At 72.8% G+C, this 21,367-nt stretch carries 16 protein-coding genes; all 16 read right to left on the reverse strand.

The annotated features are described in order from the left end of the window. Nucleotides 1-34: 34 nt before the first annotated feature. The 16 genes from AOM00_RS01600 to AOM00_RS01675 all read right to left on the reverse strand — a co-directional run bounded on the left by AOM00_RS01600 (nucleotide 35) and on the right by AOM00_RS01675 (nucleotide 21,362). Nucleotides 35-4,201: a PDDEXK-like endonuclease domain-containing protein gene (locus tag AOM00_RS01600; protein WP_062516135.1), complete on the reverse strand. Its 4,167-nt coding sequence runs from the start codon at nucleotides 4,199-4,201 to the stop codon at nucleotides 35-37. Between the two features lie 243 nt (nucleotides 4,202-4,444). Beyond that, nucleotides 4,445-5,770: an MFS transporter gene (locus AOM00_RS01605; protein WP_062516136.1), complete on the reverse strand. Its 1,326-nt coding sequence runs from the start codon at nucleotides 5,768-5,770 to the stop codon at nucleotides 4,445-4,447. Between the two features lie 261 nt (nucleotides 5,771-6,031). Then, nucleotides 6,032-7,327, reverse strand: coding sequence for an MFS transporter (locus AOM00_RS01610; protein WP_062516137.1), 1,296 nt, complete (start codon nucleotides 7,325-7,327; stop codon nucleotides 6,032-6,034). Between the two features lie 136 nt (nucleotides 7,328-7,463). After that, nucleotides 7,464-9,386: an oxidoreductase gene (locus AOM00_RS01615; protein ID WP_062516138.1), complete on the reverse strand. Its 1,923-nt coding sequence runs from the start codon at nucleotides 9,384-9,386 to the stop codon at nucleotides 7,464-7,466. Nucleotides 9,387-9,598: 212 nt separating this feature from the next. Next, the gene (locus AOM00_RS01620) at nucleotides 9,599-10,615 is read right to left on the reverse strand and encodes an amidohydrolase family protein (RefSeq protein WP_062516139.1); all 1,017 of its coding nucleotides are present in this window, start codon (nucleotides 10,613-10,615) and stop codon (nucleotides 9,599-9,601) included. Further along, entirely contained in the window at nucleotides 10,612-11,511 is a 900-nt protein-coding gene (locus tag AOM00_RS01625; protein ID WP_062516140.1) for a DUF1932 domain-containing protein, read from the reverse strand. The genes AOM00_RS01620 and AOM00_RS01625 overlap by 4 nt, the downstream gene beginning before the upstream one ends. After that, complete coding sequence (locus tag AOM00_RS01630) at nucleotides 11,508-12,527, reverse strand: VOC family protein (RefSeq protein ID WP_082096414.1); 1,020 nt, start codon at nucleotides 12,525-12,527, stop codon at nucleotides 11,508-11,510. Before AOM00_RS01630 ends, AOM00_RS01625 begins: the two co-directional genes overlap by 4 nt. Nucleotides 12,528-12,556: 29 nt before the next feature. Continuing rightward, nucleotides 12,557-13,609 (reverse strand): PrpF domain-containing protein, encoded by a 1,053-nt coding sequence (locus AOM00_RS01635; RefSeq protein ID WP_062516141.1) that lies wholly within the window; start codon nucleotides 13,607-13,609, stop codon nucleotides 12,557-12,559. Continuing rightward, nucleotides 13,606-14,301 carry a 4-carboxy-4-hydroxy-2-oxoadipate aldolase/oxaloacetate decarboxylase gene (locus AOM00_RS01640; protein WP_062516142.1) on the reverse strand — a complete coding sequence of 232 codons (696 nt, stop codon included), beginning with the start codon at nucleotides 14,299-14,301 and terminating at the stop codon, nucleotides 13,606-13,608. The genes AOM00_RS01635 and AOM00_RS01640 overlap by 4 nt, the downstream gene beginning before the upstream one ends. A gap of 1 nt (nucleotide 14,302) precedes the next feature. Then, the gene (locus AOM00_RS01645; RefSeq protein WP_082096415.1) at nucleotides 14,303-15,196 is read right to left on the reverse strand and encodes an ABC transporter ATP-binding protein; all 894 of its coding nucleotides are present in this window, start codon (nucleotides 15,194-15,196) and stop codon (nucleotides 14,303-14,305) included. A gap of 2 nt (nucleotides 15,197-15,198) precedes the next feature. Continuing rightward, nucleotides 15,199-15,978, reverse strand: coding sequence for an ABC transporter permease (locus AOM00_RS01650; RefSeq protein WP_062516143.1), 780 nt, complete (start codon nucleotides 15,976-15,978; stop codon nucleotides 15,199-15,201). Continuing rightward, a complete protein-coding gene (locus tag AOM00_RS01655) occupies nucleotides 15,975-16,814 on the reverse strand; it encodes an ABC transporter permease (protein ID WP_082096416.1) in 840 nt (279 codons plus the stop codon). The genes AOM00_RS01650 and AOM00_RS01655 overlap by 4 nt, the downstream gene beginning before the upstream one ends. A 111-nt stretch (nucleotides 16,815-16,925) precedes the next feature. Further along, complete coding sequence (locus AOM00_RS01660; RefSeq protein ID WP_062516144.1) at nucleotides 16,926-17,948, reverse strand: ABC transporter substrate-binding protein; 1,023 nt, start codon at nucleotides 17,946-17,948, stop codon at nucleotides 16,926-16,928. 143 nt (nucleotides 17,949-18,091) lie between these two features. Continuing rightward, the gene (locus AOM00_RS01665; protein WP_062516145.1) at nucleotides 18,092-18,718 is read right to left on the reverse strand and encodes a GntR family transcriptional regulator; all 627 of its coding nucleotides are present in this window, start codon (nucleotides 18,716-18,718) and stop codon (nucleotides 18,092-18,094) included. Between the two features lie 139 nt (nucleotides 18,719-18,857). After that, on the reverse strand, nucleotides 18,858-20,174 hold the full coding sequence (locus AOM00_RS01670; RefSeq protein WP_156158976.1) for an ROK family transcriptional regulator: 1,317 nt from the start codon (nucleotides 20,172-20,174) through the stop codon (nucleotides 18,858-18,860). Between the two features lie 42 nt (nucleotides 20,175-20,216). After that, nucleotides 20,217-21,362: a lycopene cyclase family protein gene (locus AOM00_RS01675; RefSeq protein WP_082096417.1), complete on the reverse strand. Its 1,146-nt coding sequence runs from the start codon at nucleotides 21,360-21,362 to the stop codon at nucleotides 20,217-20,219. Nucleotides 21,363-21,367 lie beyond the last annotated feature (5 nt).

A 21,367-nucleotide genomic window follows, 5' to 3' on the forward strand; every position in this document is an offset into this window, starting at 1 on the left:
CTCGGGGGCGCGCCGCGCCCCCGCCGCCGCCTGCTCACCAGTGCGGCGGCTTCTCCCGCCTGATCTCGTCGTCGCGGCTCGACCCGCCGTAGCCGCCGCCCCAACCCTCGTCCAGGTCCTCGCTCGAACGCGTGGGGATGAGGGGGCGCCCCGCGGTGCGCGAGGCGGGACGGATGGCCGGCGGGGACGATGCGGGCGCCGGGTCGGCCTCGGCGTCGGCCTCGCTCGCGGGTTCCGCGTCCTCGGGTGCGTCCTCGACGTCCTCGGGTGCGTCCTCGGCCTCCGCGTCCTGCGCGTCGCTCATCTGCTCATCCTCCGCCTCGGCTGCGAGCGAGTCGAGATCGAGCTCCTGCTGCACCGCGAGCGCCCTGGTCTCCACCTTGTCGGCGAGGATCTGCTCGGCGAGCATCACGGAGATGCCCAGCGTGATGTCGGGCGCCTCGACGGCGGGTTCAGGCGCCGTGTGCGCAGGAACCTCGACGAGCGGCTCGGCATCCGGCTCCTCGTCCTCCGCCGTGACATCGGCCACCGCATCGACGTCGAAGACGTCCTCGAGCGGCACGCGGATCGCGGAGGTCTCGACTCCCAGATCGAGCGCGGGCTGCTCCCAGACGAGCGGCTCGCGCCTGCCCTCGACCGCGTCGATGATGGAGGCGACGGCGGCGTCGGGGTCCATGAACACGTCGAGCGTCCACAGCGACACCACGGACCAGCCGAGCACCTCGAGGCTCGCGTACTGGTGCCGCATGCGGTCGCGCACGCTGGCGCCTCCGAGCCGCGCTGCCTCGTCGGTCACCACCGCGACGCTGAAGCCGCGGTCGTGGCGGCCTCCCACGACGAGCGGGATCGCGTCCGCGCCGGCGCCGTAGCGCACGTGGACCGCATACCCCTCGGAGCGCAGGCGCCCCGCGATGTCCGCGAGCAACCAGTCCCCCGGCGCTGGCTCGGGCCGCTCGGCGGGCACAGGCTCCGCGTCGGAGGCGACCAGCAGGTCGCGCAAACCGTCGATGCCCTCGGCGTCGACGCCCTCGGCGATGGCCCCCAGGTGGTCGACGCCCAGCGCGGTGATCACCGTGAGCCGCTCGTGCGTCGCGACCAGGGCCTGCGCGAGCGCGTGGGCACCCCAGTCCTCGGACAGCACGCCGAGCCGCGCGGGCAGCGTGCCGTCGGCATCGCGCGCATAGCCGGGCGTGAGGATGACCTCGTCCACGTCGAGACCAGCGGCGTTGCCGAGCGTCACCACGGCGACGGTCTCCGCGAGGCGCGCACCGCGCTCCTCGAGCGCGTCGCGCAGGCGCGAGGCGTGGAGCTCGTTGCCCGCGACGACGGCGAGCGTGCGGCGCGGCATCTCGTGCACCCGGCGGTCGGCGTGCTCGACCACCGCCATGACCTCGGTACGGGTCGACTCGACCGTGCGCGCGCCGGCGACGGGGGCGCCCTGCGCGTCGAGCACCGTGACGGCGAGCGCATGCGGCTCCCCGGCGGACGGCAGCGAGCTGAGCGCGCGCCCGTAGGCAAGCGTGCCGAGCACGCTGGTGACGCGGGGGTCGCGGGGCTGCGGGATCGCGTGCAGCGGCACGCGCGGCAGGAGGCGCGACAACGCGGTGACGGCGCTGCGGGTCGCCGCCTCGCCATCGCCGACCACCACGACCTGCCGTGCACGGGCCAGGGTGGGCACCGTCTCCGCGAGCGCGAGCGACTCCGCGCCGAACACGATGGCGAGGTCCACGCATCGTGACGGCGGCGCGAGCCGCGACACCTGCTCGGCTGTCGCGAGGACCGCGGGACGCAGGGCGGTGACGAGCGCCGGGTGCGCGCGCCACAGGTCGCGGTAGGGCGCGTCGGCGCCCTCGACCAGGGTCGCGAACAGGTCGCGTGCGGATTCGGGGTGGCGCGCGATCGCGAGGCGGCGCCGCTCGGCCACGGCCCGCATGAGCGGGCCCACGCGCGACTCGGCGAACTCGCGGTCGCACACCAGGAAGCGCTCGACCACGCGGCCCATCGCGCCCTCCTCGGTGAGGCGCGGGTCCGCGGAGACCACCGCGTCGAAGGCCGAGGCCCACCACGCGAACTCGAGGTCGCGCCGCACCTGCTCGGGAGAGGGGTCGCGCTCGCGCAGCTCCGCGAGCAGCGGGCCCAGGCCGGCGGACTCGAGGTCGCGCTCGATCGGCATGGCCTCGGCGGCCTCGAGCGTCCCGGGGACGCCTTCGGCGAGCCGCTCGAGGATCTCGCGGACGCGGTCCCACGGCTGGTCCAGCAGCTCGCTCTCGCCCGAGACGGTCGCGACGGGGATCGCGATGCGCGACCACAGGCGGATCGCCTGCTCGACACGGTCCGCGTACAGGTCGAAGTCGTCCGGCACCACCGGCCAGCCGCCGGCCGAGCAGTGGGCACGCCAGCGCAGCGCCTGCGCATGGGCGGCGACCAGGCTCTCGTGAAGGTCGTCCTTGGAGCGGCCCGGGCGCAGCAGCTCGACGGCGCGGCGGCGCAGGGCGCGCCGGTCGCGGCGCGCGAGCTCGCCGGCCTGCGGCGTCCCCGGAGGCGCGGTCGCCGCCACCAGGTCATGCAGCGAGCGGTGGAAGACGGCGGGCGAGAAGATCTCGAGCGTCACCCGCAGGTCGGTGAACAGCCCCACCTGGTCCGCCCACGCGGAGATGGTCGGCGCCTCGTCCATGCCGGTCTCATGGGCGGCGATCTGGGCCTCGGCGCGCATCTTGGGCAGGTGCCGCACCACCAGCGTCGCGAGGGCCTCGTCGAGCTTCGCGCCCTCCGCCGGGTCGTCCGTCACGGTCGACCACCACGGCACCAGGGTGGTCTGCTCGGGCTCCGGCGCCGGCGCGGGCTCCTCCTCGGGCGCATCGGGCCGGAGCCGCTCCACCATGGCATGCGCCACGGACGCGAAGCCGTGCTCCGCGACCAGCGCGGCCGCCTCCGCACCGAGCCGCAGCTGCGTCTGCGGCGCCGGCAGCGTCGAGATGAGCCGCACCACGGCCTGCACGGCGTCGTACGCGCTCACGTCCCACGGACGATGCGGGCGGTGGAGGGCGTCGAGACGCGCCTGGAGCTCGTGGCGCGCGGTGAGCAGGCTCTCGCCGGAGCTGCGCAGCGCCTCGTCGTCGACGTCCTCGACGCCCATGGTCATCGACGTGAGGAGCCTGCGCCTGGCGGTCTCGTTCCACGAGCCCACCGCGCCCGAGATGAAGGCATCGGACGCGCCGACCTTGTCGAGCCTGCGCGCGACGGCGCGCACGGACTGCTCGGTCCCGCCCACGGCCATGACGGCGCGACCCGACGCCGCGGCATCGGCCACGATCGCCGCGACCGTTCCCGCGGGGTCCGATCCGGGCGGGGCCTGGAGGAACACGGACCTTCCGGTCGCGATGAGGTCGAGCGCCGCGAAGCCGGCGTCGTCGAGGTCGCCCACACCCCGCTCGGCGAACGGGTCGCGGTCGCCCACCGGGAACGCCGGCAGCGGCTGGGCGAGCATCGCCTGGGCCTCCCGGTCGCCCGCGGTCGCCGCGAGCACATCGGAGGCGCCGATCACGGCGTCCATGTCGTCCAGGTCGTCCAGCAGGCGCTGCTCGGGGTCGTCGAACACGCCGATGAACAGCCGGTCGACCACCTCGACGCCGGGGAACGCCGCCTCGAGCGAGCGCACGTGCTGCCACAACGGTCGGGGGTCGAACTCGACCCCGGGACCGGCGCCCGGGGTCACGCCCGCGAGACCTGCCGACACGCCGCGCTCACGCGCCTCGGACACGAAGACGGGGTTGAGCGCGACCTCGTCGAGCATCGTCACCAGGACGTCGCCCTGACGCGCGGGCTCGAAGTGCACGGGACGCATGAGCAGCGGGACCTCGCGTCGCCTGCCGTCGTCGCTCCAGGACACGGTGCCGATCACCATGGCGGCGGTCCACACGCCGGTCGCGGCCTTGACGCGGTCGGCGCTCTCGCGGATCACCCGCACGCGGTGGAGCGCCTGGGCGTACTGCTCGGGATCGCGGATCAGCGACGAGATCGCGGTCGCGCGGCCCGCGAACAGCGGCGCAAGACCACCGGGGTGGGAGCCTCGCAGGTCGACGATCGTGGTCTCGCTCGCAGCGAGATCGCGCAGGGGTGAGACGGTCGCGAGCTGCTGGAGCTGCTCCCTCCATTCGCGCAGGGCGTCCGCGACGAGCGCGCGCCCGATGTAGTCGACCACCGTCCTACGGTAACGGTCCGGTCACGGCCGCTCGACGCACCACGCCGCCACCGCCGCCGTGCGGGTGCGCGCGCACCCGGGATGATCCGGACCAACCAGGAGGAACGGTGACAGGCCCGTGCGGCCGCCCTCAAAAAGAGACAGTGCGCGCCGACTTGTGCAGCCGACACGCACTGTTGGCAGGATTGTGGGACCACGCGGGCACCCGCGTCAAACCGATGGTGTGAACGTCATCATCGCCCCTCATCGGGGGCGCCTGAGCGCCTCGCGCAGCGGCGGCACCACCACGCCCGCGGCCGCCATGTCGGCACGGGTGAGGCGCCGGTTGCGGAGCACCCCCGCCACCCCGATCACCCACGGCACCAGCAGCGTGGCGAAGGCGATCCGGTACTCGTCGAGCGTGTAGGTCGAGGAGCCGTCGGGCGAGACCAGCTGCAGCGTCACGCCGACGAGCACGATGCCCAGGATGGTCGACGCGAAGCCGCCCACGTTGACGAATCCCGTGGCGGTGCCCATCGCCTCCTCCGGGCCGAAGGTGCGGGCATAGTCGAGCGCGATGAGCGACACGGGGCCGCCCGCGCCGATGACCGCCATGAGGACGCCCAGCTCCCACACGGGCCGTGGCGTGGACGGCACCAGGATCGCGGCCCATGCGAGCGCGGTCGCGACCGCGGAGCCCAGGACCAGCCAGCTGCGCCGCAGGGGATGCCGCGCGGTGAAGGCGCCGGCGAGCGGGCCGGCCGCCATCTTGGTGAGCGTGATGATCATCAGCAGCGCGCTCGCCTCGCCGAGGTCGAGGCCCTGCGTGCTCACGAAGAACGGCACACCCCACAGCAGCGCGACCGTGTTGGCCGAGCACAGCGACAGGAAGTGGGTCCAGAATCCCAGCCGGGTCCCCGCGGGACGTGTCGCGGTCCTGATCGAGGCGCGCAGGGACGAGGCGGCGAGGGCCCCCGGAGGTGCGGCGGGCTCGACGGACGCTGGCGGTACGCGGATGCTGCGGGCTGCGAGCGCGCCGACCGCGACCGTGGCTCCGGCGAGCACCGTGAAGGTCCAGGTCCAGCCCAGGTCGCGCAGCAGCCACGCGACGGGGAGCGACGTCGCCAGCTGCCCCGCCTGGCCCACCAGGCCGGTGACCTGCACGAGCACGGGGACGCGCCGCGCGGGGAACCACAGGGGGATGAGGCGGCACGCGGAGATGAAGATGGGCGCATCGCCGGCGCCGATGAGCACGCGCGCCGCGATCGCGACCGGGAGGCTCGTGGTGAGCGCGAGCATCGCGGTGCCCACGGCCATGAGGATCGCACCGCCGACCATGAGCCGCCTCGCACCCCAGCGGTCGAGGAGCGCTCCGGCGGGCAGCTGGAGCGCGGCGTAGGTGGCGACCTGGGCGATCGCGAGCATCGACAGCCACGCCGCCTCGATGCCGAAGCGGTCGAGCGCGGCGACTCCCGCCACGCCGAGCGCGGTGCGGTTGACGATCGCCACGAAGTACAGCGCCATGCCGGCGATGAGGACCATCCAGGCCACGCGCGGCGCACGGGCACGAGGCTGCGCGGGCGTGGTCATGGATCCTCCCAGGGTCGGTCCACGCTAAACGCCCGAGCGAGGGGGCGCGCCGGACCTCCGGCCCAGGCACCCCTCTTCCCCTCCGTCCGGAAGGTGGTAGATGAGTGTCGGATCTGGCGGATCCTTGCACCGCAGTGGTCGCTGGTGGTCGGCGCCCGGAGGCGCGCGACACTCAGCTACCCCTGCGAGGCGCAGAACCTGGCAGAACCGACCACCACGTACCACTTCGGGCGAGGGCCGGCTCATGCGGCCGCGCACCGCTCAGCGACGACGGCGTCGCATGACCTCGCGCAGCGGCGGCACCAGCACGCCCTCACGCGCCATGTCCTCGCGGGTGCGGGCGCGCGAGGCGAGCACGCCGGCGGTGCCGAACACCCAGAGGATCAGCAGCGAGCCGAACGCGATGCGGTACTCGTCGAGCGTGTACACGGTCGCGCCCGCCGGCGACGTGAGCTGGAGCACCGCCCCGACCATGAGCACCGCGACGATGGTCGCCCCGAAGCCCCCGACGTTGACGAAGCCGCTCGCGGTCCCGAGCCGGTGACGCAGCGAGAACGTCCGCGCGAAGTCGAAGCCCACCGCCGACGCCGGACCGCCGAGGCCCACCGCCACCATGAACATCGCCAGCTGCCATGTCGGACGCGGGGTGTCGAAGACCAGGAGCACGGCGAAGGCCGCGAAGGACAGGGCGGCGGAGCCGAGCGCGAGCCATGAGCGCCGCAGCGGGTGACGTCCCGTGAGCAGCCCGATGATCGGCCCGCCGGCCATCGCCGACACGGTGAGGCAGGTGAGGAGCGCGCTCGCCTCCTGCGGGGTCTTGCCCTGCGCCGTGAGGAAGAAGGGCACGGCCCACACGAGTGCGAGCGTGTTGACGGGGAACAGGGTCACGAAGTGCACCCAGAAGCCCAGCCGCGCGCCCGCGGTGCCGGTGGTCCCCCGCACCGCGGCCCACATCCCCTCGCGCTCGAACGGGGCATCGTCCGTCACGGGTGCGCGGAGCCCGAGGCCCGCCGCGACCGCCACCGCGACGCCGAAGGCGGCGATCACGGAGAACGTGGTGGTCCAGCCCGCGGCATGCAGCAGCGCCGCGACCGGGATGGCGGTCGCGAGCTGGCCGGCCTGGCCCACGAGCCCCGTCACCTGCACCAGCACGGGCGCCTGGCGAGGCGGGAACCACAGCGCGATGAGCCGGTTGGCGCCGATGAAGATGGGGGCGTCGCCCGCCCCGATGAGGACGCGTGCGAGCACGGCGACCGTCATCGAGTGCGTGACGCCGAGCAGCACCTGGCCCAGCGCCATGACCACCACCCCTGCGGTCATCACGGCGCGCGCGCCGTAGCGGTCGAGCAGCCGGCCGGCGGGCACCTGGAGGCCCGCGTAGGCCGCGACCTGCGTCACTGACAGGACGGCGAGGCCCGTCGCCTGGAGCCCGAAGCGGTCGACCGCCTCGACGCCCGCGACGCCCAGCACGGTGCGGTTGACGATCGCGACGAAGTAGGCCGCGAGCGCCGCGGCGTAGACCAGCCACGCGGCACGGGGCGGACGCGCGTCGAGCATGGGACTCCTCGGGGGTGGGAGCCCAGTATCGCCCGCCCGGCGCGAGGCGGAGGACGATGCGCGGCTCCCGCCCCGCGCATCGTCCCCGTCTGCCGCGGCGGCCCTGGTGGAGGGTGGGCCGCCGCGAGGCCTCGCGCTACAGCGCGAGCGCCGCCTCGAAGCCGGCGTTGATCGCGTCGCCCACCTTGGCGGGCCTGACGCAGTCGCCGATCGTCTGCGCACCGCGCGCGGCGAGCGCCTCGACGAGCGCCGCGCCGGGACGCACGCCGAACGCGCTCACCACGGTGTCCGCGGCGATCGACACCGGGCCGTCGGGTCCGTCGACCTTGACGCCGGCCGCGTCGACCTCGATCACCTTGTGTCCCGTGAGGAGCGTGACGCCCGCCTCCGCGAGGTCGCGCAGCAGCGTGATGCGGTTGATCATGAGCAGGTCGGGGGCGACGGCGTCGGCCATCTCGACCACGGTGACGTCGTGCCCCGTCTGGGCCATCTCGAGCGCGAAGTCGGCGCCCGACAGGCCGCCGCCGCAGACCACGATGCGGTGGCCCAGCTCCGCGCCCAGGTGCGCGTCCACCACCTCGACCACGTTCGCGCCGTCGAGGCCGGGGATCGGCGGGGCCACGGGCTCGGCGCCGATCGCGGCGATGATCGCATCGGCATCGTCCAGCTCGGGCGAGCCCGCCGTGATCTCCGTTCCCAGGTGGACCGTCACCGGGAGGTCCTTCAGCTGGCGCTCCCACCAGAAGATCATGGAGCGCAGCTCCTTCTTGAACTCCGGGGTCGCCGCGGGCCACAGGACGCCGCCCAGCTGCTCGCCCTTCTCGTAGACGTCGACTGTGTGGCCGCGCAGCGCCGCGACACGCGCCGCCTCGAGCCCCGCGGGACCGGCACCGACGATCGCGACGCGCTTGGGCTCGGCTGCCCGGACGAGGATCCGCTCGCGCTCGTAGCCCACAGTCGGGTTGACCGCGCAGCCGAGGGGCTTTCCCACGAACGCGTTGCCCACGCACAGCTGGTTGCAGCGGATGCACGGGCGGATGTCCTCGCGACGGCCCTCGGCGAGCTTGAGCGCCCACTCGGGGTCCGCGATGAGCGCGCGGCCGATGCCCGCGAAGTCCATCTCGCCGCCGGCGATGGCCTGCTCGGCCCGCTCGGGCGTGAGGTTGCCGCAGCCGAGCACGGGGATGGTGAGCGCGTCCTTGAACATCCTGACGGAGCCCATCATGCAGTTGTCGCCCAGGTAGTAGGGAGGGAACACGTAGTCCATCGCCTCGTACGAGCCCTCGTCGACCATGAGCAGGTCGAGGCCCGCCGCCTCGAGGACCTTCGCGATCTCGAGCGACTCCGCCGGCGTGCGTCCGCCCTCGAAGCGGTGGTCGACGGAGAGACGGAAGCTCACGGGCAGGCCCGGCGCACCCTCCTTGACGGCCGCGATGATCTCCGCGGCGAAGCGGCAGCGGTTCTCCACGGAGCCGCCGTACTCGTCGGTGCGGCGGTTCCACACAGGCGAGAGGAACTGGTCGATGAGGTAGCCCGTGTGGCCGTGGATGTCGATCGCGTCGATGCCGGCCTCGGCGCATCGGGCCGCGGCCTCCCTGAAGCGCTGGACGATCACCCTGATCTCCTCCGTCTCGAGCGGACGGCAGCGCACGCTCGGGTCGAGCCAGTGCGTGTTGTCCGAGGCGGAGATGGGCAGGCGCTCGGGGTCGATGTTGTTGATGTTGCGACCCAGGCCGGCGGTGAGCTGCACGGACACCGCGCCTCCGCGCGCATGGAAGGCCTCGGCCAGCTTGCGCAGGCCGGGCGTCGCGGCATCCGTGTCGACGCGGCCGAGGCCCGCGTTGATGACCTCGTAGTCGTCGGTCACGGCGTTGATGCCGGTGCACACCAGCCCCGCTCCGGCGGCGCGCTCGGCGTAGTACGCGACCTCGCGGTCGGTCAGATGGCCGTCGTGGTCGCCCATCTCGGTGCCCATCGGCACCATGATGACGCGGTTGCGCAGCTCGAGGCCGGCGAGCGTGACGGGTTCGAGGACGTGGGTGAACGCTGTGGTGGGCAAGGGAGCCTCCTGGGACTAGGCGGTCGACGATGACGCTATTGAGCGTATGTCTATTAGTTGCCGCCGCCGAGGGACCAAGGTCACCGGCCGCCCGCCCCCACCCCCGACAGCGACAACGGAGTTCGGGGCGACACGCCGCGCCCTGAGGGACGATGCGCGCCTCGCCCCGGCGTGTCGCGGCGAGATCCGTTGCCGGTGTCAGGGGCGAGGGGTCAGGCCGCCGCGCGCTCGAGGGCCGCCGCGAGCCGCGGGTACACCCGCAGCGCGTTGCCGGACAGGATCGCCTCGCGGTCCTCCGCGGAGAGCGCAGCCGCCTCGATGTACCGCAGGGTGTCGTCGAAGAAGTGCCCCGTCTCCGGGTCGATCCCCCGCACGGCGCCCACCATCTCCGACCCGAACAGCACGTTCCTGTGGTCGATCACGGACAGCAGCAGGTCGATTCCCGGCTGGTGGTACACGCACGTGTCGAAGAACACGTTGCCCATGAGGTGCGAGTCGAGGCGCGGCTGTCCCAGCATGTCCGCGAGGCCCCGGTAGCGACCCCAGTGGTACGGCACCGCTCCCCCGCCGTGCGGGATCACCAGGCGCAGCGTGGGGAAGTCCGCGAACAGATCGCCCTGGAGCAGCTGCATGAACGCGGTGGTGTCCGCGTTCATGTAGTGCGCGCCGGTCGCGTGGAAGGCGGGGTTCGCGGAGGCGGACACGTGGATCATCGCGGGGACGTCGTGCTCGACCAGCCTCTCGTACACGGGGTACCAGTAGCGGTCGGTCAGCGGCGGTGCCGTCCAGTGCCCGCCGCTCGGATCCGGGTTGAGGTTGAAGCCGATGAAGCCCTCGCCCACGCGACGGTCGATCTCGCGCAGCGACGCGTCGAGCGACGCACCGGGCGACTGCGGGAGCTGGCCCACGCCCACGAAGGTCCCCGGGAACAGGCCCACCACGCGGCCGATGAGGTCGTTGCACGCCTCGGTCCACGCGATCGAGGTCGCGAGGTCGCCCTGGTGGTGCCCCATGACCGAGGCGCGCGGCGAGAAGATGGTGACGTCGGCGCCGCGCTCACGGATGAGCCGCAGCTGGTTGGACTCGATCGTCTCGCGGATCTCGTCGTCCGAGATCTCGGGATAGGCGGGCGCCGTGGCCCCCGCCTCCCACGCGGCGAGCTGCGCCGTGCGCCAGGAGGCGTGCGCCGCGGGGGCGGTGGTGTAGTGCCCGTGGCAGTCGATGATCATGCTCGCTCCTCCTCCGCCGCGGGGACGAGCCCCGCCGCCTCCCTCACCGCGTCGACCAACGCGGTGGTCGTCTCCTGGGGGAGCACGTCGCGGTACTGCGCGGCCCACCGCTGCCTCTCGACGGTGGCGCGCGCCATCCAGGGCTCGACGCCGGCATCGGCCACCGTCGCCGCCGCCTCCTCCATCTCCTCCGCACGGCGACCGCCGTGCTCGAGCGAGCGCGACATGAAGTAGCCGGCGATCGCCTCCCAGTCCGCCTCGGGCAGGATGTTCGACAGCGACGCGAGCACCTCGCGCTCGACCCCGTAGGACCGCGCCGCGAGCAGCGACTCGGACATCAGCGCCTCGAGCCCCTTGACCACCACCGAGCGGCACAGCTTGGTCGCCGCGGCGACGCCCACCTCGGGAGAGCCCAGGCGCGCGCCGGCCATCCCGAAGCCTGCCGCCGCGGCGCCGAAGGCGTCGGCATGCGGGCCGCCGAGCAGGAACGGCGAGGCGAGCCTGCGCGGCTCGATCGGCGACATCAGCGCGGCCTCGACGTAGCGCCCGCCGGCGCGGTCGATCAGCGCAGCGGCCTCGCGCTTGTGGCCCGGCGAACTCGAGTTGAGGTCGAAGAAGTACGCCCCCTCCGGGATCCCGGCAGCGGCGGACGATGCCGCGTCAACACAGTTCATGGCGGTCACCGCGGACACGACGAGCTCGGCGCCGGCAACGGCCTCGGCCGCCGATCCCGCGGGCTCGAGGCCCAGCTCGCGCGCGTTGCGGCGCGCCCTCGACTCCGGGTCCCCGAACGCCGTGTCCCACGCGGAGAGGTCCGTGATCCCCACGGCCCGGAGCTCCTCGACGAACACCCTCCCCACCTCGCCCAGCCCGATGAGGGCCACCCGCGCGCTCATCGGCGCGCGTCCCCGCTGGGGCGCTTGCCGAGCATCCCGGTGGGACGGTAGATCTGCGTGTCCTGACCCTCCATCGGCGGCGTCCCGTGGGTGTGGAACGTCTCGATGGTGCCCAGGCCCCAGGCCTGGCCGCGCTTGCGCTCAGGCTCGGTCCACGTGACCACCGGCCAGTCCGGAGCGAGGAGGAGCCGCGTGAGCGGGTTGCACATCTCGATGCGGTTGCCGCCGGGCTCGAACACGTAGAGGAAGAACGTCTGCTGGATCGCATGCTTGTGCGGGCCGGTCTCGATGTGCACGCCCAGGTCGAGGCACAGGTCCGCGGCGCGCAGGATCTCCTCACGCGTGTCGGTCGCGAACGCGAGGTGGTGGAGGCGGCCGCTGCCGCCGGTCCAGTCCTCGGTGTAGACCACGTCGTACGACTTCTGGCCGAAGGTCAGCCACTTCGCCGCGATGCGCCCGTCGTCCATCCGGATCTGCTCGGTCGGCCGGGCGCCGAGCACGTCGGTGTGGAAGTCCGCATTCGCCGACGGGTCGGCCGCGAGGAAGTTGATGTGGTCGAAGCGGCGCACGCCGATCCCGCGGTTGGGCTTCGCCTGCGCCTGGTTCTTGAGCCCCGCAGCGAGGTTCTCCGGAGCCTCGTACCAGACGGTGTCGTAATAGAGCGCGAGCTCGTGGCCGTCGGGATCCGTGGTGACGAACGTGCGCCCGCGCCCCGCGATCCCGTCCTCCCAGCGCCCGCCGCGTCCGGCATCCTGGATGGCGACCGCGCGCTCCTCGAGCGCCCGCTCGGACGTGGCACGCAACGCGGTGCGGCCGACGCCGGCCTGCGGCGCCTGCGTCGCGATGATCGAGCACTCCTCGTAGTCGTCGTACGCGCGCAGGAAGGACATGCCGTCGACCCGGCGGGTCTCCGTCATCCCGAGGATGTTCTCGAAGAACCACACGGTCGCGTCGAGGTCGGGGGTGTTGAGCTGGGCGTAGCCGAGGTGGGCGATGTGCCCCTGCGGCATGGTCATTCGGGGACTCCTTCGAGGGTCGGTCGCGGTCAGTGACGCGGGTGGACCTTGCCGTCCATGATCATCCGCGCGGTGCGGACCACGCGGGACTCCCCCACGCGCGAGGGGTCGCCGGGGAACGGGTCGACGTACAGGTCGAGGAAGCCGGTCGGGTGCTCGATCCTCAGCGGCGCATCGTCCGCCGGGAGCTGGGCCAGCCCGGTGGCGACGGTGCCGGCGAGGCGGGCTCCGGCGGCCACCGAGGCCGCACCGAGCACCCCGATCGCCTCATGCACGCGGTACGGGATGAAGCTGCGGGTGCGCAGGGTCCCGCCGTCCGCGGGCGGGGACAGCAGCACGATCTTGGGCGTGGTGGTCGTCTCGGGGGTGCCCGCGATGCCCATGAGGGGGAACGCGGCCGCGCGGATCTCGGCGATGCGGCGGACCACCTCGGGATCGCCCTCGAGGTTCGCGGGGATCTCGCCTCCGGTGAGCCCCAGGTCCTCGGCGCGCACCAGCACGGACGCCATGCCGTTGTCGATGAGCGTGGCGTCCACGCCCGCGATCCTGTCGACCGCGTTGCCCGTGGGCAGCAGCGCGCCCGCGGCGGGGTCGAGCGCCACCTCGATCGGGGCGGCGGTCCCGGGCACCCCGGAGATCTCCGCATCGCCCTGGTAGGTCACCGCGCCACCGGGGGTGCGCACGGTGAGGGCCGCGATGGTCCCGGTGTTGACCATGCGGACGCGGACCACCGTGCACCCCTCGAGCGCGGGCACCAGGCCGCGCTCGATCGCGAACGGCGCGACGGCCGCGAGGATGTTCCCGCACGTCTGCGACGTCGACACCACGGGACGGTCGACGGCGACCTGCAGGAACAGGTAGTCGATGTCCGCGTCGCCGTCCTCGGACAGGCTCACCACGCCGACCTTGCTGGTGAGCGGGTGGGCCCCGCCGAGCCCGTCGATCTGGCGGAGGTCCGGGCTGCCCATGATGCGCAGCAGCAGATCGTCCCGGGCGGCCTCGTCCGCGGGGAGGTCGGAGGCGAGGAAGATCCCGCCCTTCGACGTCCCTCCCCTCATGAGCGCGCACGGGATACCGGTCATGACGCGTCCGCCTCCGGGTGCCGCCGGTACGTCACGCCCAGGTCGGCGAGCACGGGGCGCATGCCGTAGCGGTCGAGGCCCAGCTCGCCGCCCAGGAACGCCTGACGCGTCGCCTCCTCCTTGTCGAGCCGCGCGCGCGACCGGACCAGCGCATCGTCCGCCTCCGCCCGCGGGACCACGACCACGCCGTCGTCGTCGGCGACGACGATGTCACCGGCGTCGATCACCTGGCCGCCCACGACGATCGGCACGTTGATCGCGCCGGGCGTGTTCTTGACGGTGCCCATGACGTTGACGTGCCGCGACCACACCGGGAAGCCCATGTCGCGCATCTCCTGCGTGTCGCGCGCACCCGCGTCGATGAGCGCGCCTACGACGCCTCGCCTCTGGAGCCCCGTCGCGAACAGCTCGCCGAACATGCCGTGCGAGGACGGCTCCCGCGTGGTGACCACCAGGATGTCGCCGGGGCCGCACTGCTCGATGGCCGCGTGGATCATGAGGTTGTCGCCGGGCCAGCTCATGACCGTCACCGCGGTGCCTGCCACGCGCACACCCTGCTGGATGGGGCGCAGCGCGGAGATCGAGCCGGTGCGCCCCATGGCCTCGTGGACGGTCGCGACTCCGATGCTCGCGAACGCCTCGACCGTCTCGCGGGCCGGGCGCGGCGGGTCGGTGAGGATCACGGTCTCCACGTCACGCCCCCGCCGCGCCGCGCGCGTCAGGCATCGGCGCGTCGGGGCGGTCGCCGCGCTTCGCGCGCTGGATGAGCGAGTACACGTGGCCGCGGAGCTCGCCGAAGCGCGGATGCGAGCGCGTGGTGAGCTGGTCGCGCTCGACGGGCAGGTCGACGTTGACGTCCTCCATGAGCACCGTCGGGCGGTTGGACAGGACGATGACACGCTCGCCCAGGTAGACGGCCTCGTCGATGTCGTGGGTCACGAACAGCACCGTGACGCCCAGGTGCTTCCACAGCGAGCGGACCAGGTCCTCGAGCTCCGCACGGGTCTGCGCGTCGACGGCCGCGAAGGGCTCGTCCATGAGCAGCACGGTCGGCTCGAACGCGATGGCGCGGGCGATCGCGACGCGCTGCTGCATGCCGCCCGAGAGCTGCCAGGGGTGCTGATCGGCGGCCTCGGTGAGGCCCACCTCCTCGAGGGCACGGTTGACCTTGTCGCGCCGCGCGGCCCTGTCGAGGCCCTTCTCCTTGAGCGGGAGCTCGACGTTCTGACGCACCGTCATCCACGGGAACAGGCTGCGCCCGTACTCCTGGAACACCACGGCCATGCCCTGAGGCGGCCCGGTCACGACGTTGCCGTCGAGCACCACCTCACCGGCGGTGAGGTCGAGCAGGCCCGCGATCGAGCGCAGCAGCGTGGTCTTGCCGGCGCCCGAGGGGCCGACGACGCATACGAGCTCCCCCTTGCGGACGGAGAAGTCGAGGTGGCGGATGGCCTCGACCTGAGGACGCCCGGGGGTGTCGTAGGTCTTCTGCACCGCGCGCAGGTCGAGCGCGACCGCCTGGTCCTGCGGCGCCGCCGCCGGGGCGTCGGACTTGAGACGTGACGTCAGATGGGTGGTGATGGACATGCTTACTCTCCTCGCTCGATCTGACGCTGGCCCAGGTACCAGGCGAGCATCCGGTTCTCGACCACCTTGAACACGGCGGCGAGCAGGACACCGATGAGGCCGAGCAGGATCACGCCCGTCCACATCTGGGGGATGGCGAAGCTCCTCTGGAACTGGACGATCGCGGCACCGAGGCCGCGGTTGGCCCCGAACAGCTCCGAGATGACCATGAGGATCACGCCGATGGACAGGGCCTGACGGGCACCCGTGAAGATGCGGGGGCTCGCCCCGGGAAGGACCACGAACACGAGGCGGCGCCACCTGCTGAGGTGATAGCTGCGTGCCGTGTCGCCCAGCACGGGCTCGAGCCCGCGGACGCCCTCGACCGTGTTGAGGAGGATCGGCCAGAGGCATCCGAGCGCGATGGTGATGATCTTGCCGAGCCAGCCGGTGTAGCCGGCGAACAGCGCGATGATCGGGACCAGCACCGGGGGCGGCACGGCGCGGAAGAACTCGAGGACCGGCTCCGACAGGGCGCGCAGGGTCGGCGACAGACCGATCGCGGTGCCCAGGACGATGCCGAGCACCACGGCGATGCCGAAGCCGATGCCCAGACGGGCGAGCGACGGGAACACGTCGGCGACGATGCGGTCCCAGGTCCATGTGGTGGGGAACGTCTCGATGATCGTGGACAGCGGCGGCCAGAAGGGATCCGTGGAGCTCGCCGAGCCGAACCACCACGCGGTCAGCAGGATCGCGGGGAGCCCGACGGCATAGCCCGCCGCCTTGAGGAACCTGGTCATGAGTTCTCGCTCCTCACCGAGGGGTGCCACCAGAGGGCCTTGCGCTCGACGAACCGTGCGAGCAGGTTGACGGCCACGCCGATGAGGCCGATGGCGATGACGAGCGCGTAGGTCTCGGGGACCGCGTTGGAGCTCTGCGCGATGCCGAGCTCGCGGCCCAGGCCATCCACGCCGATCACCAGCTCCGCGGTGATCTCGAGGATGAGCGCCACCGCCGCCCCGAGCCTGAAGGCCGTCAAGATGTACGGCAGCGCCGTGGGGTAGATGACGGACCGCGCGACACGGAGCGGCCCGAACTGGTACGAGCGCGCCGTGTCGCGGGCCACCGGGTCGACGTCGGCGACGCCGTAGAGGACCTGGACCAGCACCTGCCAGAACGCGGCGTAGAGCACGAGCACGAACGCCGACTGCGGCTGCGCACCGAACAGCAGGATCACCAGCGGGATCAGCGCGACCGAGGGGATCGGGCGCAGGAACTCGATGGTCGAGCTGGTGACCTTGCGCAGGAACGGGACCGAACCGATCACGAAGCCGACCACGACGCCGAGCGCCATGGCCGCAGCCAGGCCGATCGCCCAGCCGCGCACGGTGAGCCACAACGCCTCCCAGAACCAGCCCTCGCCGAGCATCTCGAAGAGCGCCGCGTACATCGCGGTGACGGGCGGGAGGAAGTCGGGGTTGACGATGCCGGTCCGCGACAGGGTCTCGGCCCCCGCGAGGACGATGAGGACGCCGACGACGCCTAGCCGGAGATCATGGCTGCGACGCAGCCGGCGAGGGCGGGCGCCGACCCGCGGTCGGGCGGGGGGTGCCAGGGTGGATGGGCTCGAGGACACACGGGCCTCCGATCCGACGGTGGACCGTCGGTTGGGGATGAGAGGGGGGAAGGCGGACGATGCCGGGGGATGGCCCGGGGCCGCGGCGGGGATGCCGCGGCCCCGGTCCCGCTACTTGAGGTTGGACAGGTCCGGGATCTCGGTGAGCGTCCCGTCCGTCACGGCGAGCTCGGCCTGCAGATCCACCGACGCGGCGTCGATCTCGCTCGGCCAGCCCGGCAGCCTCACGGCGTTCGCCGTCTCCTCATCCATCTGGGTGTAGTCGAGCACGATCGCGCGAACCTCGTCGGGGTGCGCGGTGGCGTACTCGAACGACTTGGCGAGCGCCGCCTCGAAGGCCGCGACCACCTCGGGGTTCTCGGCCGCGTAGTTGGACGAGGTGAAGTACTCGGCGATCATGAATGTCGGGCTCATCGCCAGGAAGTTCGATCCGATGCTCACCAGGTCCTGGTTCACGCCGGCCGTGCGGAACGGCTCGACCACCTGGCCGGCGTCGATGTCGCCGGACACGATCGCGGGGACGATGTCAGGGAAGGGCAGCTCGACGTACGTGACCTTCGAGGGGTCGCCGCCGTCGTCGCGCACCATCTGGTTGATGGTCGCGGTGTTGACGTTGGCGAGCGCGTTGACGCCGACCTTCTTGCCCTCGAGATCCTTGGCGGAGGAGATGCCGGAGTCGGCGGTGGTGAGCACCGCGGCCATGTCCTCCTCGGTGCCGTTGGTCGAGGCGCCGGGGCCGACCGCCTCGAGGCCCACGCCGTTGGCGGTCGCAAGGATCAGCGAGGTGACGTTGCTGAACCCGAACTCGTAGTCTCCCTGGCTGACCGACGGGATGATGAAGGCGCCGCCCTGGGCGAGCTCGAGAGAGAGGTTGAGGCCCTCCTCCTCGAAGAAGCCCTTGTCGACCCCGAGGTAGATGGGACCCACGTCGAGGATGGGGATGAGGCCGACCGTGACGTCGGTCATCTCCATGGGCTCCTCCATGGCGGTGTCGCCCGTGGTGGGCTCGGTGGCCGGAGACGTGGTCGTCTCGGCCGGGCTGTCCGAGCTGCACGCGGCGAGCGCGAGGACGCCGAGGGCGGCCACCGCGCCGAACGCAGCGCGCACGCGGAGCGTCGGGGACTTGATCTGCATGGGCTCCTCCTTGAGACCAGTGCCCTCACCTTTGAGGACGCTGCATGCGTCACCGTAGCAAGATTGTCGACAATTCTGTAGACGAAATTGGCAACGTTTGTGTCACAAGCCTTCGAATGGCGATCTACCAGCGAAGTTGATGTTCAGACGATCGCCCTGAGCGCCTCGATCACGGAGACGATGTGCGCACGCATGGCCGCCTCGGCCGCATCCGCGTCGCGCGCGATCACCGCATCGATGATCGCCTGGTGCTGATGCACCGACACCTTGGAGCGTCCGGGGACGCGCGACAGCGCGAACTGGTGCCGCACCATCTGACCATGCAGGTGCGCGATGATCCCGTTCGCCTTGTCATGGCGAGCGATGTCGCGCAGCAGCTGGTGCAGGCGCGCGTTGAGGTCGCTGTACTCGCCCACCTCGCCCGCCGCGACGGCGGCATGCATCGCCCGCCCGATCTCCGCGAGCGCCGCGGCCTCGGCGTCGTCGACGCGCTCGGCGGCGCGACGGGCGATGAGCCCCTCGACAACCTCGCGCACCTGCGTGATCTCGACGGCCTCGTCGATGCCGATCTCGCGGATCCGTGCGCCACGGTTGCGCTGGCGCTCGACGAGGCCGTCCGCCTCGAGCGCCTGCAGCGCCGCACGCACCGCGAAGCGGCTCGCGTCGAACTGCTCGCACAGCTCGATCTCCACCAGGCGCTGGCGCGGCGCGAACTCGCCTCGCAGGATCGCGGCCTTGAGCTCCTCGGTCACCCGGGCGTCCGCCACCATGGTTCTCCTCCCTTGGCGCCGGGGCGCCGCACGCGGATTCCGCGGGGACGGCCACGCTGCCGACCCGTGCGAGTCACCGACAATATTGTCGACAATACAGGTTCCGGCGTGGGAGATGCGTCAACCGAGCCGAGTCGGCTCAGCCGACCGCTGCATCATCGGTACGCAGCGCCGGGACGATCGTGGGATCGTCGAAGACCGGCTGGAGCCCGTGACGCGCCGCGCCGACCATCCCCGCGCGGCTGCCGAGCCTGCCGGACTCGATGGTCACGGGCGCCAGCTTCTCGCTGCGCGGCGCGAGCTGCATCTGTATGCCGGGCTCGAGCCAGCGTCGCAGGCCGGCGAGGTAACCGCCGAGCACCACCGTGGACGGGTTGACCACGTCGTACGCGCTGCGAAGCGCGGCGCCGAGGATGTCCCCGGCGCGCAGCGCCACGTCGAGGGCGCGCTTCTCCCCGCGATCGAGCCGCGCGCGGAGCTCGTCCAGCGCTGCGGCACGTCCGGCCATGTGCGCGAGGTCCGTGAGCCTGGCCGAGGCGAGGAGCGCATCGGGACCCACATAGGTGGACACGCAGCCGATCGAGCCGCACTCGCAGGACCGACCGCGCCAGTCCACGGTGATATGCCCGACGGCTCCCGCATACCCGCGCCCACCCGCGAGGATGCGCCCGTCCGCGACGACCCCTCCGACCAGGCTCGGGCCGGAGCCGGTGCCGACGAGCACGGTGACCCCCGGCCGCGGCCGCGGCAGCACCCAGTGCTCGGCGAGCGCAGCGGCGCACGAGTCGCTCACCACGTCGAGGCGCAGCTGCTCGGGCGCACCCGCGGCACGGATGAGCCCCACGAGGTCGAGGTGGCCCCAGCCGAACTCGAGGGTGTCCGCGATCCGGTTGTCGGAGCCCACCGGCCCCGGCACAGTGACGGTGCAGGCCAGCAGGATTCCGCCGTGCGCATCGGCCAAGGTCGCCGCGCGCGCGATGAGCGCCGCGATCGCCTCCGCGACGTCGCCGGGCTGGCCCCAGCCGTGCGTCACCGTGCGCGACGAGGAGTCGAGCAGCAGCCCCGCGCTCGAATGCAGCTCCGCGGTGAGACGGGCACGCTCGATGCGGACCGCGAGACCCAGGACGCGATCGGGCACCTGCTCGACGGTGACGCGCGGCCTCCCACGCCCTCTCGCCTCGCCGAAGCCGCCGCGCTGATCGCGGACCAGGCCGCGCGCGGCAAGGTCCGCGACAAGGTTGGTCACGGATGCGGGCACCATGCCCGTGGCGTGCTCGATGTCCTTGCGGGTGAGCGTGCCGTGGTCGCGCAGCATGCGCAGCACGATGCCGAGGTTGTGCGAGCGCAGCGTCGACAGGTCCGCGGCGGCCTCCCCTGGCAGGTGCCCCGGGACCTCCGCGGGGCGCGCGGCGCCGCGCGCGGGAGCGCCGCGGCGCGCTTCAGGCACGTCACCCATGGGGAGCAGGGTAGCGGCGCGCGTGGGCTGCACGGCCCACCGTCACCGCGCGCCCGCTCCCCTCACGCGCGCCACGAGCGACGCACGGGCGAACTCCGGAAGCGAGGCGAACAGGCGCGCCTGTGCGAGCGGCGAGGCCTCCTCGTCGAGGAAGGCGAGGATCCGCGCCGGCGGGTTGCGCCGGAGCAGCGCGCCCAGGACGGAGCGCGCGCCGTCCGGATCGTCGCGGACCAGCCGCATCAGGGACGCGTCGAGGGCGCGGGCCCAGCGGCGTGGCGGCGCGGCGCGCGCGGGGTCCTCCCCCCGCGCGAGGGCGTCCGCGAGCGCGGCGCTGTGCCGCTGGATCCGCGCGAAGCCGTAGCCGGTGGTCTCCCGCACCAGGCCCGCCCGCGCACCGATGGGCACGATGCCTCGTGTCGCGCTCGCGAGCGGGCGGGGCAGGAGCGGGATGCGAGCGTGCTCGCGCCCGGTCTCCGCGGCGGCGGAGGCGCCGATCTCGCCCAGGTACCGCGCGAGGTGCGGCTCGTGATCGTGCACGGCGCCCGGCACGGAGAACACGGTGCGCTCGACCAGCGCCTCCCGGGCGGACGCGGGCAGCACGTACACGAACGCGACGCCATCGTCCTGCGCGGTGCGGAAGTCCATGAGCGTGACGGCACCAGGGTCGAACACGGGGTCCTGCGCACGCACCCGCAGCCCCAGGACATCGAGGGCTGCGGACTCCGGCGCCTCCTCACCCGGCCCGACGGAGTCGAGGATGGTGCGTGCGCGCACGTCGACCCGCCCGTCCGGCGTATCGACCTCGACCCGCGCCCCCGCATCGTCCGCGACCACGCGCAACGCGCGCCCGCGGAGACGCCGCCAGGCCGGTCGCGAGGCGAACGCATCCTCCGCGGCGGCCGCGAGCGCGGCGCCGGGAAGCACCCGGTAGCCGTAGGGCGCGAGGTCCATCCGTCGGCGCCAGCCCGGGCCCGCGACCGCGGCCTGCCTCAGCACCACCGCGGCGCGCGGGTCGAACAGCCCGTCGCCGCGGGACCACCACGCCCACGCGCGCTCCCCGACCGGATGCTCACCGTCGTCGACGAGCACCAGCGAACCCCGCCAGCCGGTGCGGGCGAGGTGGCACACGAGCGAGAGGCCGGCCGCGCCGCCGCCGAGGACGGCGACGTCCACCCGTGCCTCACCCACCGCTC

Origin of the sequence: Demequina gelatinilytica (assembly GCF_000971115.1) — a bacterium.
Classification (GTDB): domain Bacteria; phylum Actinomycetota; class Actinomycetes; order Actinomycetales; family Demequinaceae; genus Demequina; species Demequina gelatinilytica.